Origin of the sequence: Flavobacterium ajazii (assembly GCF_010614725.1) — a bacterium.
Taxonomy (GTDB): Bacteria; Bacteroidota; Bacteroidia; order Flavobacteriales; family Flavobacteriaceae; genus Flavobacterium; species Flavobacterium ajazii.
Window position 1 is genome coordinate 637925 of the sequence record NZ_JAAEHL010000001.1, and the last position, 15715, is coordinate 653639.

A 15715-nucleotide genomic window follows, 5' to 3' on the forward strand; every position below is an offset into this window, starting at 1 on the left:
CTAAAAACATGATATTTACTACAAATTTTTCAAGAAAAATTATATTTTTCTTAGCCATTCTTTTATTTGGTTTTAAAGGTTTTTCCCAAAACAAATCGATTACATTACACTATAATAATGAGTCAATAAGCATTATTCTTAAATCTATTGAAGAACAAAGCGATTTTAGAATCATATACAACACAAAAAAAATTGATATTGATCAAAAGACAAGCATAAATGTTAATAATGCATCATTAGAAAAAGCTTTAAAGCAATTATTTAAAGGAAAAAACATTTCATACTACATTCAGAAAAAGCAGATTTTACTAACGAGCTCTGCTCCTGCTTCAACCGATAGTTCAGAAGAAACAGAAAGAACAATCAAGGGAATTGTACTGAATGCTAAAGACAAATCTCCTCTTCCAGGGGCCACAGTAATGGTGAAAGGAACCGGAAGAGGCGCCATAACCGATTTTGACGGAAGATTCATTTATCAGTTAAGAGAAAAAGATATTGACAATGTTGTGCTTCAGGTTGTGCTTTTGGGAATGATAAACCAGGAACAGGAAGTTGGCAATAAAAATAATTTTACTTTTTACATGGAAGAAGCAGTAGATGAGCTGAATCCGGTTATTATCACATCTTCTTACGGGACAAAAAAACTAAAAGAGGAAATCGTAGGAAGTATTTCTACCATAACGGCTAAAGATATTCCTGTACAACAAGCATCTGAAAGTATTGACAAAATGCTGGAAGGACAGATTGCTGGGGTTTTGATTGAAAATACGTCGGGGATTGGCGGACCTGTAAAAATCAATATTCGTGGACAAGGAACTATAAAACCCCTTGGAATTACTGTTACGGGGACTTCAACACAGCCGCTTATTATTGTTGATGGTGTAATTATGGCTGAAGAATCCTTTATCGACAGTTCATTTTTTAATGGGCAAACTGCAAATTCTGAAGTTTTATCAAATCCCTTGGCCCAGATTTCTCCTGATAATATTGAAACATTTACTGTCCTTAAAGATGCAGCAGCAGTAGGTATATATGGCGCTGATGGCGCGAATGGCGTAATTTTAATTACAACAAAAAAAGGAAAAATAGGTAAAGCTAAATTTGGTTTTTCAAATCAGTTGGGAGTTTCTACAGCCATTAATCAGATAAAATATTTAAATGGTGAACAATATACAGAAATGAGAAACGAATATTTAAAGAATACGACTTCAGGATATATACCCGTAGCTTATAATGGTGTTAACACAGATTGGTTTGATTTATTGAATAATTCTGGAATATATAATAAGTATAATTTTAATGTTTCTGGTGCGAACTCAAAGTTTTCATACCGAACAAATTTAGCATATTCAAATATAGAGGAACCACAGTTAGGTAACACTACGAAACAATTTAATGCAGGAATAAATTTAGGTTACAGAGAATCGAAATGGGATTTTAATCTATCCTTAAATCCTAGTTATATCAAAAAAAATGCCCCAAATGTTTATTATTCATTTGCATATATCCCAACGCAAAAACCATATAACGAAGATGGTTCTTATGCCTTAACAGGTGTCACTGGGCAAAATGGAGGCAATCCTTTAGCTGGTATTGATCAAAACAAAAATGAAACAGATACATACGGATTATTAGGAAGCATTAATTTGGGATATCAATTTAACAAAACTTTAAAATTCTCTACACTCTTTGGAATTGATTATAAAGACAAAAACCAAGATCGATATTATTCCGGAGAAAACGAAAGCGGACAAAACAACGGAACTTTTGTTCTGGATGGCATTACTTACCCTAATTGGGGAAGACGCGTCATTAATAAGCGAAATTCAACTAAATGGAACTGGCAGGGGCAAATGTTATTTAATAAAGAAATTAACAAAAACCATGGAATTGATGGCGTTTTAGGATTTGAGCTTTCTGAAGAAAACGGAAGCTTTAATTATTCTGCAGCTACCGGGTTTGTAAATCCAAATATTGTCAACGCTGTTACAAATGCACTACAAGATGATAATCTTTTGACTCTTGCAGACGAAAGAAAAGCAAAACAAACCTATAGAAATGAAATTAGTTATAGTTCAAGAGTTTCCTTGTTTTCACAAATTAATTATAACTATAAAAAGAAATACTATTTCTTAGGAAATTTTAGACGTGATGAAAGCTCTGTTTTTGGTAATGATAGTAATGTTGCTTTAAATAGTGGTGCGGGATTGGCCTGGATAACGAGCAATGAGCATTTTTTAAAATCAAATTCATGGATTGATTTATTAAAATTTAAAGTTAGTTACGGTTCAACAGGTAATTCAAGAATTGGTTCTTATCGCTCAAAAGGTTTGTATGATATTTCACAAAATGGATATAATGGTGAAAATTATGCAACTGTGGCTGATGCGCCAAACGGTAAGTTAAAATGGGAGAAAAATGTCAAATTTAATACTGGTGTCGATTTTAATATATTTAACACAGTTGAATTATCTCTGGAATATTATTATGATGATTTGTCTGATTTAATTGTTAGCAGAGAAATCCCGACAGAAAATGGCTACAATGCTTTAGAACTAAATGCAGCCAGCATGTACAATAAAGGTTTTGAATTTACAACGAGAATTAAATGGATGCAAAAAAGCAAACTTAAATGGACAACATCCTTTAATATCTCAACAATTGAAAACAAAGTAACTGATTTAATTGGCTTAGGCAGTGACTATTCTGAGTCAAATATAGCATTGGCACAAAAAATCGGATACAGCACAACTACTATTTGGGGGGTAAACTGGATTGGTATTGATCCGGCAACCGGTAGAGATCTTATTCGAAAAAATGGTCAGGTATATGACTCAGCAACTTATTCCAGTTTGTTTACTAATGCAGATTGGGAACCTATTGGTGATACACAACCTAAAGCTTTTGGAGGATTTAACAACAGATTTTCATTAAACGACAATATTACTTTATCTATAACCGGCGCTTTTCAATGGGGTGGAGATAAATTAGTCTCTGACGATATTATTGCAAAATACAGAACAACTTCAAACCGAAATATGACTGTAAATGCTTATGATTATTGGAGAAATCCCGGAGATAATGTTTCTCAGCCTTCACCTGGTAACAACCCAATAATCCCTAACATGAGTAAGTACGTTTACGATGCAACTTACATTAAAATAAATAATATCAACCTGAGCTACAATGTACCTGTAAAAAACACTTTTCTTGACACTCTAACTCTTTTTGGAGATGTTTCAAATGTACTTTATTGGTACAAAGAAAAAGGCCAGTCAGGAATGAATGGCATTCGGGAGCTTAATTATACTTATCCGCAGGCCAGAACTATTTCTTTAGGAATTAATACTAAATTTTAAAAGATGAACAATTCTAAAAACATTAAACAATTTATACTTACAATTCTCTTACTAATACTGTTTTTATTGCAAAGTTGCAGTGATTTTCTGGAGCAGGAACCAGGCACTCAAACTTCAATAGATGAACAACTGTCAACTAAAAAGGGGGTTATACAGGCTTTAAACGGAGTTTATGGGGATATCAGGGATGTTGTAAGTGGCCAGGTTTTTTTAATTTATGCAGATATTCAAGGTGGAAACATCAAATTAACACCAACAGCAACTACTAATCCAAAAGGGCAATTTAGAATTTCAGAATATATTACAAATTTTTACTCTTTTGAAGATTCAGCTGACAGTTCAAATTTTTCTGCTTTTTATGGTTACGCATACGAAGTTATAAATGAAGCAAATTTGATATTAGAATTTACAGATCAATTGTCAGATGCAACACAATCTGAAAAAAATGAAATTAAAGCTCAAGCTTTGACAGCGAGGGCCTACATGCACTTTTTATTAAGCGAAATTTATAGTCAAAACTACACTTATACAAATGATGCCTCCCATTTAGGGATTGTGTATAATACTAAATCCATAAAAAATGGATTGCAGTATCCATCAAGAGAAACAGCTGCAAATACCTATTCGTATATTATAAATGATATTAAAACAGCAATAGATTTGTATTCAGGCGATGTACTTTTAAATGGTCCTGCTTATTCATATTTCAGTAAAATAAATGCAAAGGCTTTACTATCCCGGGTTTATCTATCAAAAAATGATTGGAAGAACGCTTATGAAACGGCAAATGATATTATTTCAAATTCAGGAGTGACCTTAATGAGTTCAGGAAATTATATTTCGCAATGGGAACAACCAGATTTACCAGTTTCTGAAATTTTACTCGAATTTTCAATATCAAGAACTGCTGAAGGAACTGCCTCCAGCTCATTATCTGCTTATTTTGGATATACTTCTCCAACAGTTTATGCTGATTATGTTGCATCAGAAGATTTGGTAAATCTATATGAAACAACAGACATTCGAAAACAATTATTCCTAAAACAGCCTTTAATAACATATGTAGAGTTACAATCTGTAAACAGGGATTATTATTTTACCAAAAAATTTCAGGGAAATCCAGGATATGTTGCTTTTAGACTAAGCGAACAATATTTGATTCGTGCTGAAGCTGCCTTAAAACTGAATAATTCAAACCAGGCCAAAACTGATATCAATACAATAAGAGAAAGAGCAAACGCAAGCTTACTTACAGATTCAGAAAATTTAGAAGATGCTATATTTTTAGAGCGACGAAAAGAACTTTGTTTTGAAGGTCATCTGTTTTTTGATATAACAAGAAATCATAAGGATGTCTCCAGAAATAACGGATGTATTTCTCTTAATTGTAGCCTTACATATCCTTCTCTCAAATTTGTATTGCCAATACCTCGCAATAACATTAACCTTAACACAAACCTGAAACAAAATGAATCGTATTAAAATTTTATCCATATTAAGCGCTGTTATTGTATTTTTTGGTTCTTGTTCTAAAGATGACTATAAATTAGACTCTAGAAGCGTAGATCCATTTGTACGTTTTAATTTTTTAACGACTTCGGCAGGTGTACCCTTAGAATATCCTACTAAGAATACAGGTCTTATTCCGGTAAACACTTATGAAAATAAATCTGTTAAAACCTTAAAAATTCCGGTTGCCTTAACCTCTGCAACATTAAAATCTCCAGTTATAGTTAATTTCAGTTCTACAACATCAGGAGACCAGAATAGTTATAGTATGACACCTAAAAACGAGTTACTGTTTGAAGGAAATAAACTAACCGATACCATTTTTGTTTCTTTCGATAAAAGATGGCAAGATAAACAGACCATTACCTTAAAATTAGAAAACGCTTCTGATCCTCTCGTTCATATTGGAAACTTAAATACCGAAGCTACTAATAATATTTTTACCATCAATTTAGGCGAAGTAGCCACAACCTACAATTTCCCGGTAAAAGATTTTACAATCAAAGGTGAAGTTGGCGAAAAAGTAGATTTTAAAGTAAATTTTCCAAATGGCTTTATTCCTTCAGAAATTGAAAACTTAGAAATTTTTAGTTTCTTAAACGGATTTGATTACTCATTGACACATGATGATTTTGGAGACAACAGAAACTCAATTACCTATCATCTGACTCTTTTAGAGGATCTTCAAAAAGACGATGTGCGATACCAGACTAATATTACATTAAACACAACTTCAAATTATACTGCCAACGGAAATACCATTTTAACAATTACAAAACCGGTAAAATCAACAAGAGATGTTAATGCAAACCCGGCCTCAAAATTTTATGATTTAAGCAATTCAAATTATTTGACTTACGGTGTAAACTGGTTTGACAGAAGTGGTACCTGTGTATGGCAGGCTTTTAATGCATTGACTTTCCCTGTTGTAGTTACAAAAGATGATCCAAATGCAATTTTATACAGTGATAAGGGAACAACAAATCCGGATGACGATGTGTACCATGATGCTTTCAAAATAGGTTTTCGTGTAGCTACCGGAACGAATACTGTAAATTCTTTTAATTTAAAAAGATGGTTTACCAATCCAAGCAGTTCTGCTGCAAATTCTCCGGGCTTTAATATAAATCCAGCTCTGGAATTTTTCCCTGAAAACGGAACCAGTAAAACCAATGGAACTGTACTTGTAATTCCGCAATTTATTACAATTGCAGGGACTAACGGAAATAAATACAATATTGCAATTGAAGGCGAAGGAACTTATAAAGAAATAAGCTCTGGTTTATTTGAAATTTCTTTTGAATTAAAACTTACCAATGAAAAATTATTTGGAGGTACTGTTACAGGTAAATATAAAATTTATAATAAAAACGGCTTTCCAACAGTAACACCATTAGATGAGCCTTGTAGAACTGCAATTGACCTATAGATTATGAACGCAAAAAAATTAATAGTACCTGTCATATTACTGTTGAGTTTAACAGCATACAAAAGTATCGAAGAACCTGATTATATTGATATTCCCGAATTACGAAAGCTATATTCAAGCGGAGACTCTTCAAAATGGCCTGCTGCAGAATTGCATGAAAGTATAGACAAATCTAAATTTCAGGATATCGGGGTACTTCCTGCTGTTCCTTACCCTGCCTACAATCCATATTCTAAAGAAAAAGAAAGTCTTGGTAAAGTATTGTTTTTTGATCCGAGATTGTCTTTGAGCGGACAGATTGCCTGTGCTTCCTGTCACAATCCTGAATTAGGATGGACCGATAACCTGACCCGTTCTTTTGGTCATGACCGTCAGACCGGAAAACGAAATTCGATGACTATTTTAAATTCGGCCTACGCTACATCTCTATTTTGGGATGGTCGAGCGAAGAGTTTAGAAGATCAGGCACAATTTCCTGTTCAGGATCCTTTAGAAATGAACGAAAAACTGACGATTGCAGTAAGTAAAATTGGAAAAATAAAAGGATATAATCCGCTTTTTGAAGCTGCTTTTGGAGACAAAAAAGTGACTCTTGAACGAATTCAATATGCTATTGCGACATTCGAAAGATCGATTAACAGCCCGAAAAGCAAATTTGACAATTTCGTTAGCGGGAAATCAGAAGCTTATACCGACCAACAGGTAAAAGGATTGCATTTGTTCAGAACCAAAGCACAATGCATTAACTGTCACAACACGCCTTATTTTAGTGACAATCAGTTTCATAATGACGGACAGGTCTTATTCGGGACCAAAAATGAAGACTTTGGGCGTTACAATGTTACAAAAGATGTTAAGGATATTGGCAAATTCAGAACGCCTACACTACGTGAAGTGGTCAATACAAAACCATGGATGCATCATGGGCATTTTCCAACTTTACTGGATGTTGTTGAATTGTACAATTTAGGAAATCCATCCCCTGTTCAAAAAAAATATCTGGGAACGTCGCGTGATTCTTTAATTCCGAAAGTAGATCCAATGCTCAAAAAGTTAAGCTTGAGCAAAGAAGAAATGAGTGACTTATTGGCTTTTATCGAAACTTTAAGTACACCGACAAGAAGGATTATGGCTCCGGATCTTCCAAAATAATTTTTAGTGAAATTTTAAAAAAATAAACCAATATGAATCAATTAATTAACCAATTCTCTACAGGGCTATTCATATATCAAATCTGCCTTTTATTGCATCTCATATTAACGCCAATTACAATATTCTACATTGTAAAAAACAAACACAGGTTTAAACAGCCTTATATCTTAGCCTTTTTTGTAATTACATTTCCTTTTATAGTCTCAATACCCGCATTAATTGCACTTAAGATCAAAAAAACAGAAGCCTGATCCTTTTATAATTTCACTAAAAAAATTCAATTCTTTATAAATACATTAATTTAATACCAGTAAAATATGAAAAATAAATACCTTTTTTTATTATTAATTTCTGCCTTATCGTTTGGGCAAATAGTTCAGGTAAAAGATATATATCCAGGAAGTACTAATTCTGTCGCAAATTCATCAAGTCCTTCCACTTTCTTTGATTACAATGGAATATTATATTTTAGAGCAAATAATGGTACAGATGGTGTAGAATTATGGAAATCTGACGGAACTGATGCCGGAACTGTTTTAGTTAAGAATATTAATAATACAAGCACTCTGGCATCCGCTTCAAATCCCTCAAATTTTACAATTTTTAACAATCAATTGTATTTTTCGGCTTCAAATGGAACAACTGTAAATAGTACAGAACTTTGGAAAACTGATGGAACTCCAGAGGGAACAAATATGGTTATTGATATAAATAAAACATCTACTACTGCAGTTTCAAATTCAAATCCACAACTTTTTACCATAATTAATCCAACAACTTTACTGTTTTCGGCGACAGATGGCCTAAAAGGCACACAATTATGGAAAACTAATGGTACAGAAGCTGGAACTTCAACTGTTTTTGATTCCGGAACTGGTAATACTATAACCTGGATGGAAAACCTAAACGGTATTGCTATATATGGTCAGATAACAACGGGACAAGGAAGAGAATTATACAGTTCTGATGGTAATTCGGTAAACTCTAGAATCAAAGATATATATTCTGGAACTCCTAATGGTGTTGGAACGTCGTCTTTTAGAAATGGAAACACCGTTTATTTCCCAGGGAATACTAGTGCAAATGGAAGTGAATTATGGAAAACGGACGGAACAGAAGCCGGAACAGTATTAGTAAAAGATATCAACCCTGGCACAACTGCTTCAGCACCTGTACGATTTGCAAATTCTGGAAATCTAACTTATTTTAAAGCAAATGGACCAAACGGTCAAGAATTATGGAGAACAGATGGCACAGAAGCTGGAACTGTTGAAGTTGCGAATATTAATACAGCTGCTGATGGTTCTTCCAATCCTGACCAAATTGTATCTATTAATGATGTGATTTATTTTTTTGCGGCTGATAACGGAACCAATTATGATTTATACAAATACGAAAATGATCTTTTAACAAAATTATACGATTTTAATGCATTGACAGGTACAGTCTCTACTAATTATGTTGAATTAAACGGAAAAATTTATTTTGCGGCGGATAGCAATTCTGATGGTTCAAGAGAATTATGGCAAACTGACGGTACTGCTTTAGGAACAGTTGCTATTGCAGGACCAACAAACATTTTAGAGTTAACCAAAGTAGGTAACAAACTATTTTTTGCAGGAACAGTTGCCGACGGACAGGAACTTTTCTCTTACACACCTCCTACTCTTTCTGTAAAAGACCAGGATAAGTTAGAAGCTGTGGCGGTATATCCAAATCCTTCAGATGGAAATTTCTTCATCAATAATACTGATAATGAAACTATACAATACGAAGTGTTTGATTTATTAGGTAAAAAACAAGCGGCAGGTCAAACAAATGATAATTCACTTCATTTAAATTTAAAAACAGGTTTGTATATTTTAAAACTGACTAAAAACAGCCAGACTTCAACAACTAAAATTATTATCAAATAGTTGCTTTTAATATAAACAGGTTTGTTTTTGCCCCAATAAATCACAAATCTAAAAAGTCCGTTTCATGTATTTGAAACGGACTTTTTTATGTGCCTTTTTAAGAATGATATCATACGGAATTTAGTCGAAGGACTTTTTTACCGAAAGAGCTTCGACTGAGTTTATCCTGAGCGAAGCCGAAGTGGCTCAGCCTGACATCTACGGCTAATCTAAATAAAATCTACTCCTTCAAAGGAACCAAAACAATATTAGGTTTTGGAGCCGGCTGCATCCCGCTTCCAAAATAAAAACCAGTATGAGGCGGCTGGTTGTAACCCACATTTTGCCAGGCAATACTCAAACGGTACTGAGGATCGTGCATCAAAGTATATTGTTTAACATCGGTTGGAATTGTTGTCGAATAAATTCGTAACTCTTTATTGTCTTCGCTTCTTAAAATCAGTTCTTCTCTCCAGTCTCCCAAAATATCTGCAGAAAGTGCCGGAGTCGATTTTGTTCCGTTATTCGAAACTGCTCCTGTTGCCGTAAACAATCTGCCCTTGCCATATTTGTCAATATAATTTGAATTCAGAATTTCTCTTGAAGTATCTCCATCCCAATAAATAAGGAAATTGATTGATTTTGGAGCATTCCCTATTTTATTTCCTTTCATATCATATAAAAACGGAGAACCGGACCACCAGCATTGTGCTCCTTTTCGGCTAGGATCAATATTGTCTGCGACTCCTCTGCCAACATCTTCATTTAGTGAATCGGTAAATAAAACTTTTCCGTCTGCTGCTGAAAACACGGCTACACCCGGACCTGTTGTTTTATTTTCAATTTCATGAATTCCAAAAGCTTCCAGACCGGGAACATCCAAATCCAGATCTGAAACATGCAGCGCATCTCCGTGCCTGAAACCTGTTGTGTACAATCCTTTGCCATCATCATCTACGCACATCGATCCGTAAATGATTTCGTCTTTTCCGTCATTATCAACATCAGCTACTGTTAATCCGTGATTTCCCATTCCGGAATACGGATTTTCAGCATCTTTACTGTCAAAAACCCATCTTGAAGTCAGCTTTTTATTTTTAAAATCGAAGGCTGCCAAAACTGTTCTGCCATAGTATCCACGACACATTACCACGCTTGGATGAATGCCGTCCAAGTAAGCAACACAAGCGGTAAAACGGTCGATTCTGTTTCCTTTGGTATCATTTCCTCCGCTGCCTCCATGTCCGCCCCAGCCTGCTAAATCCCCTCTCTCCGGAATATAATCTGTAGTAGTAACCAGTTTACCGGTTTTGCCGTCAAAAACCGAAAGATATTCAGGGCCTTTTAAAATCTTACCATAAGTTCCCGAATTAGAATCTCTGTCTACCCAGTCTTTTGAAGCGTCACCCACAACATTCCCCTGGCTGTCCGTTGTTCCGTCGGCTGTTTTGCAAACCAGTTCTGCAATTCCGTCACCATCCAGATCATAGACCATAAACTGTGTATAATGCGCTCCTTCGCGAATGTTTTTGCCTAAAGTAATCTGCCATAAAAACTTTCCGTCTAAAGTATATGCCTGAAAAATTGGTGGATCAGTAATACCGGTATGCGAATTATCATGCCCTTTTCCGGTCATGTGTACCACCAAATCATATCTTCCGTCTCCGTCTAAATCCCCTGTCGAAAGATCGTTTGAGATATATCCTTCTACCGGTTTTATCGCAATTGACAAATAATCTTTGTCCGGACTTGAAGCCGGAATCGTAAAACTTCCTTTGGCTTCTGTTTCTTTTTCCTTTAAAACCGTTTTTACAAACCAGGTATTTTGTTCCTTCGGATTGGCTTTTGTGTCAACAAAATTTGTAGCTCCGGTGATCGGATTCTCGTTTAATTTTACTGCTTTCTTTGAACCGCTTTTTCGATATAGATTAAACGCCAGATCATCGGCATCTGTTCCTAACACCCGCCAGCTGATAAAAAACTGACCTTTGTCTTTTATGGCGATTACACCACGATCTAAGCTTTCCATTTGTCTTTGAGCAAATAATATTGAACCTGACAAAAAGAATAACATGAATAAAATTTTATTTTTCATAATTTGGTTATGGTTGGTAAAGTTTCATGAATGCTTAGACTGTTTTTTGCAGGAATGGTTTACTTCAAAAAAAAACAATCTCGCAAATTCGCAGAATTACAAAGAAAAATACACAATAAAACCTTATGATTCAAAGACTTTAGCTTTACTTTGGATTAATTTAAAAAAGATAAAATTTATTCAAAGGAAATCAGAGGTTAACTATCTATTTTGCTAGTTAAAATAAACTCAATGCGCGACACAAATGCCCTCGGAAACTATCAATACTTTTCAATGATCCGGAAAAAGAAAAGAGTGATTGTAGACCGTTGCGTTAAAGAATCAAAACAATAAATAAGTATGTAAAAACTTCTCTATTTAGAAAATCAATTTGCTTCCATGAGATAAGATGTTTTTTTGCAAGAATATTTTCTGGTTCTGTGCTGTAATGGTAAATCAGAGAGCGGTTAAGCAGATTATCAATATGAAATCGCCTACATGATCCAAGATTACAAAGGAATTCTTGGAAAAAAGCCATATGAATTAAAAAAACATAAGATTACATTTAAGTGCAACCTTATGTTTTGGCATATATTTAGTTATCTTTTTTTATGTTCAATGTTTATGTCTGCTTCCCTCTTTATATTTTTTTTTGCGGACAGGATTTATTTCAAGAGCCTTACGCATCAATTGATCGGCATTCATCTTAGAAAGGTCAGTTATGGAATCTAGTTTTTCTATACGTTTTTTAAGATTTGATATAATATTTTTGACTTTTTGCGTATTATTGCGGGATATCATTTCTTTTAAAAGATAAGGATATTTAATATTAAATTCTTTTCCTATTTTTTTTGTTTCAAATTCATTTAATAATAGATGATATCCTAGTCTGACCCAAGTATAGGATATTCTTAATTCTGCGATTCTAGCCTGGTCCCAATTATTAAATTCAGCCATCAATGCTACACTCAAAGAGTCTCTTGCTGTATCTGTTCGAGAAAAATTGTATTTCTTCTTAAACGCTTCAAATTTCTGAGAGTTCATATTGACCTTTAAATTTTGGTCTAAATAAGTGTATTTTTTTGTAAAATAGTTTATTCTCATGAGACTATCCATGTAAGGAGTAGAAGTGGGTAATGAAGTTTTCCTATTTTCTTGTGAGAAAGATACAGTAAAACATAAGATTAAAAGTAAAATATAATTCATACTGAACATTCGATAATTTAAAGAGGCTCGAAATTTGCTTCCTGTCTAAACAAAAAACCACAATTTAGTTTTGGATAAGCTCTACATATCAAGACCCAGCCATACTCCATTTCATCATCATTTAAGAAGGATTGGTCTGATTGATCTACTTTTCCATGAACAAGTCTTGCTAGACATCCTGTAGACATACCGAGACGATCACAAGTGAAATGTCCATAACCTTCATCTTCGTAAGCATCGATTATATATTCGTCATCCCAACACATAAATGAAACGGAACCGAGACCAAGTAGCGGATCTATTGCATCTATGATATATGCTGACATCATTTTTTGTGATATAGATTTTTTTGTATTTTTTTTACTTGAAAGTTCTTCTTTTCTTTTTAATGCCTGTGTAAGAAAATTATCTGTAGTGTGATAATGTCTTAAGATATTTTTTCTTGATAGTTCAGAAAAATTCCCTTTCATATCCAATTGTTTTTCAATGTCGCTGAAAGTTACCTGCGTATTTGAAGATTCTGAATCATCAGAACTACACGAAAAACAAATAAATAGTGCCATTAAGGCCATAAGAAGTTGATTTAGTTTCATATGCATGTGTTTAAGGATTACGATTTAATTATACAACTTATTAAGATTCTATTATGAGTCAATAAATTATGCTTTTGCAAAAAAACTATTTCTTCATCAAAATAAATATAGTTTTTTTCCTTCAAAACAAATATATACATAACCAACAATACTTACAAATTATTCAGAAGAAATATATTACTATTTTTGAAAACAAATTAAGATCACCCTCTGCGAATTGTTCCTAATGAAAAGTTATGACAAACGTCTCCGACTTTGCCAAGAATAAAAATTTTAAATCTGAATAAAATAATTAAAACATCTTCTTAAATCCTTCACTCTTAACTTTCCATGTTCCGTCTTTAGGAAAGCCTGGATTCTCGATTGTATTTCCTTCCCAGCCGGCACACATCATCGCAACAGCTGATAATAAACCTCCATTACCAGGGAGATAAAGAGTTAACCTTGGCGATTGATAATTGTGACCGTTTTTCAGATACGTGTTTGTTACCACATTCATAAAAAGGGCATCAATCGCTTTTTCAGGCATTTGCAAACGAGCTGCAGACATCGCTGTCATTGGGAAATCCCATCCCCAGGTTTTATCCCATGACCAGGTATCCCAAACCAAATCAAAAGTGTTTTTCATGATTTTTTTATCCAGAAGAGAAGTCTCCGGAAGCATTCCGAAAGTTCCTAACACAGATGGATGATCTGTTTTGAATTCAGGATTGGTATAGGAATCTGTAGCGCTTTCTGTTGCTAAATAAACCTGACTTGCAATTGGCAAAGGTGATAATTTTGCTAAAACCGTTTCCCACTTTTCAGGTACTTTTTGGTTTAATTTTTTCTTCCAGCTGATAGCCGTTTTCAAAGCCCAGTTCCAGTATGCTAATTCATAAGTTGGGTTAAAAGTTTCTATGGCTTTGAATCTTTCCTGAGCCGGAATCACGCCCGGTCCTAAAACGTAACGATCATTTTTGCTGTCATAGTTAGCGAATGAAGCCATAAAATCTGCCGTTGCAAAAACACGTTCACTGTATAAATTTAATGTTGTGGTAGTTGGTTTTGCCTGATAAATCAAGTCTGCATAGGTAATAAAATGTGGCTGCTGCCAAATAAGAAATGCCCCTACCGAAGACGGACTTTCATTTCCATCATAATCTGTCATTTTTTGCCATCTTGCACCTTCAAATCCTTGTCTTTTAGCGATATTTTTAGCCTTTTCAAAAACTTTCTGATACCACGAAAGACTTTTCTCTAATAATTCAGATCTGTCCCAAAGTGCAAAATGGACTCCGTGCCACCAATGCATTTCCAAATGTGGTTTTCCGAACCAGCTGTTGTAAGTCAAACCAGTTTCCTGTGGCGGAACTTTCCCTGTACACTGCAATTTGGTCAGGTATTGCGAAAGAATCACACGTCGCTCCAATTCATGCGCACGCTTGTCTGTACTGCCTGAAAAATCAACTGCTGCTCCGCTTTCCCAAAAACGTTTCCATTCTTTTATACTGCTGTTTTCAATGTCTGCAAATGAAGAAATTACAGATTTGTTTTTATCTGTTAGAACGAACGAACAGCTTAATTCGATTGTATTGCTTTTTGAAGGTTCTACAATAAAATAATGCTTTGCTTTTTCTTTAATCGATGCAGTGCCTTTCCATTTCAGATTAATATCATACGAAATACTGTCCATTATGTGTGTAATGGTAGCTTCTGATTTATTTTTGATTTTCAGATTGCTTTGATAATCTTGTTTTCCTCCCCATTTTTTTCCCATTTCAGTCCCCGCAATAGCAACCTGCGAAATAGCAACATCCTGTTTTTCTTCCCATTTCGTCCCCATATCACCCCAAAGTCCTGTTGGAAAAGGGATTCGAACACGAATTTTCAAACGCCCTTGCTGAATTAAATCCGATTCTACTTTAAAACCTAAAGCATCTTTGGTTTGATCACATGCCGTTATCACTTTCACGGAAGTGCCTTCCACCTCAAAATAGCTTTCAATTTTTCCTGTCCATAAATCCAGCTTTTGATTAATGGCTTTAATATCTTCCGGCTTTACCAAACTGCCGTCTTTTTTGGTGATTTCAAAACCTATATTTCCCAATTGCAATAAATGAGGGTTCTGACGAAACCATTCGACCGCTTCTTTTTTTCTTGCAGGCTCTTTAATTTGTGTTGAATACGAAATCTTACGACCATACTGATCTACGTCTTTTAAAGTCTCAGAAAACTTATAATTCTCTGTATTTTTATAACTGTCCCAACCCCATTCAGATTGCGTTCCAAGCAGAATTCCGTTTTGATATTTTTCAGGAAAACTTTGTAATCCCGTTGCGTCTACAGTAAAAGCAAAAGTACCGTTACCAACAGTTAAAGAAGCTAAAGTATCTATTGCGGTAATTTGAACATTATGCCTTGTTACCAATGCTTTCCTGTCTATTTTTTGTTGCGCTGATAGCGAAATCGAAAATACAAATGCAATAATTAATTGATATTTTTTCATTTGAATATTT

Annotated in this window: 9 protein-coding genes; 5 read left to right on the forward strand and 4 right to left on the reverse strand. The window is 34.4% G+C overall.

Going from position 1 to position 15715, the window contains the following annotated elements:
* Positions 1 to 8 precede the first annotated feature (8 nt).
* From GWR14_RS02410 to GWR14_RS02430, 5 genes are all read left to right on the forward strand, one after another.
* On the forward strand, positions 9 to 3359 hold the full coding sequence (locus tag GWR14_RS02410; protein WP_163407378.1) for a SusC/RagA family TonB-linked outer membrane protein: 3351 nt from the start codon (positions 9 to 11) through the stop codon (positions 3357 to 3359).
* A 3-nt stretch (positions 3360 to 3362) separates the two neighbouring features.
* Complete coding sequence (locus tag GWR14_RS02415) at positions 3363 to 4841, forward strand: RagB/SusD family nutrient uptake outer membrane protein (RefSeq protein ID WP_163407379.1); 1479 nt, start codon at positions 3363 to 3365, stop codon at positions 4839 to 4841.
* Positions 4828 to 6297, forward strand: coding sequence for a hypothetical protein (locus GWR14_RS02420; protein WP_163407381.1), 1470 nt, complete (start codon positions 4828 to 4830; stop codon positions 6295 to 6297). Before GWR14_RS02415 ends, GWR14_RS02420 begins: the two co-directional genes overlap by 14 nt.
* 3 nt (positions 6298 to 6300) lie before the next feature.
* Positions 6301 to 7449, forward strand: a complete 1149-nt coding sequence (locus GWR14_RS02425) for a cytochrome-c peroxidase (RefSeq protein ID WP_163407382.1) — start codon at positions 6301 to 6303, stop codon at positions 7447 to 7449.
* 317 nt (positions 7450 to 7766) lie between these two features.
* Positions 7767 to 9365 carry an ELWxxDGT repeat protein gene (locus GWR14_RS02430; protein WP_163407384.1) on the forward strand — a complete coding sequence of 533 codons (1599 nt, stop codon included), beginning with the start codon at positions 7767 to 7769 and terminating at the stop codon, positions 9363 to 9365.
* A gap of 220 nt (positions 9366 to 9585) precedes the next feature.
* On the opposite strand, the gene GWR14_RS02435 is transcribed toward GWR14_RS02430, so the two are convergent.
* The 4 genes from GWR14_RS02435 to GWR14_RS02450 all read right to left on the reverse strand — a co-directional run bounded on the left by GWR14_RS02435 (position 9586) and on the right by GWR14_RS02450 (position 15705).
* Positions 9586 to 11439 carry a rhamnogalacturonan lyase gene (locus tag GWR14_RS02435; protein ID WP_163407385.1) on the reverse strand — a complete coding sequence of 618 codons (1854 nt, stop codon included), beginning with the start codon at positions 11437 to 11439 and terminating at the stop codon, positions 9586 to 9588.
* A gap of 594 nt (positions 11440 to 12033) precedes the next feature.
* On the reverse strand, positions 12034 to 12522 hold the full coding sequence (locus tag GWR14_RS02440; protein ID WP_163407387.1) for a hypothetical protein: 489 nt from the start codon (positions 12520 to 12522) through the stop codon (positions 12034 to 12036).
* 119 nt (positions 12523 to 12641) lie between these two features.
* Positions 12642 to 13217, reverse strand: a complete 576-nt coding sequence (locus GWR14_RS24055) for a 2Fe-2S iron-sulfur cluster-binding protein (protein WP_317165153.1) — start codon at positions 13215 to 13217, stop codon at positions 12642 to 12644.
* Between the two features lie 292 nt (positions 13218 to 13509).
* On the reverse strand, positions 13510 to 15705 hold the full coding sequence (locus GWR14_RS02450) for a hypothetical protein (RefSeq protein ID WP_163407389.1): 2196 nt from the start codon (positions 15703 to 15705) through the stop codon (positions 13510 to 13512).
* Between the last annotated feature and the right edge of the window lie 10 nt (positions 15706 to 15715).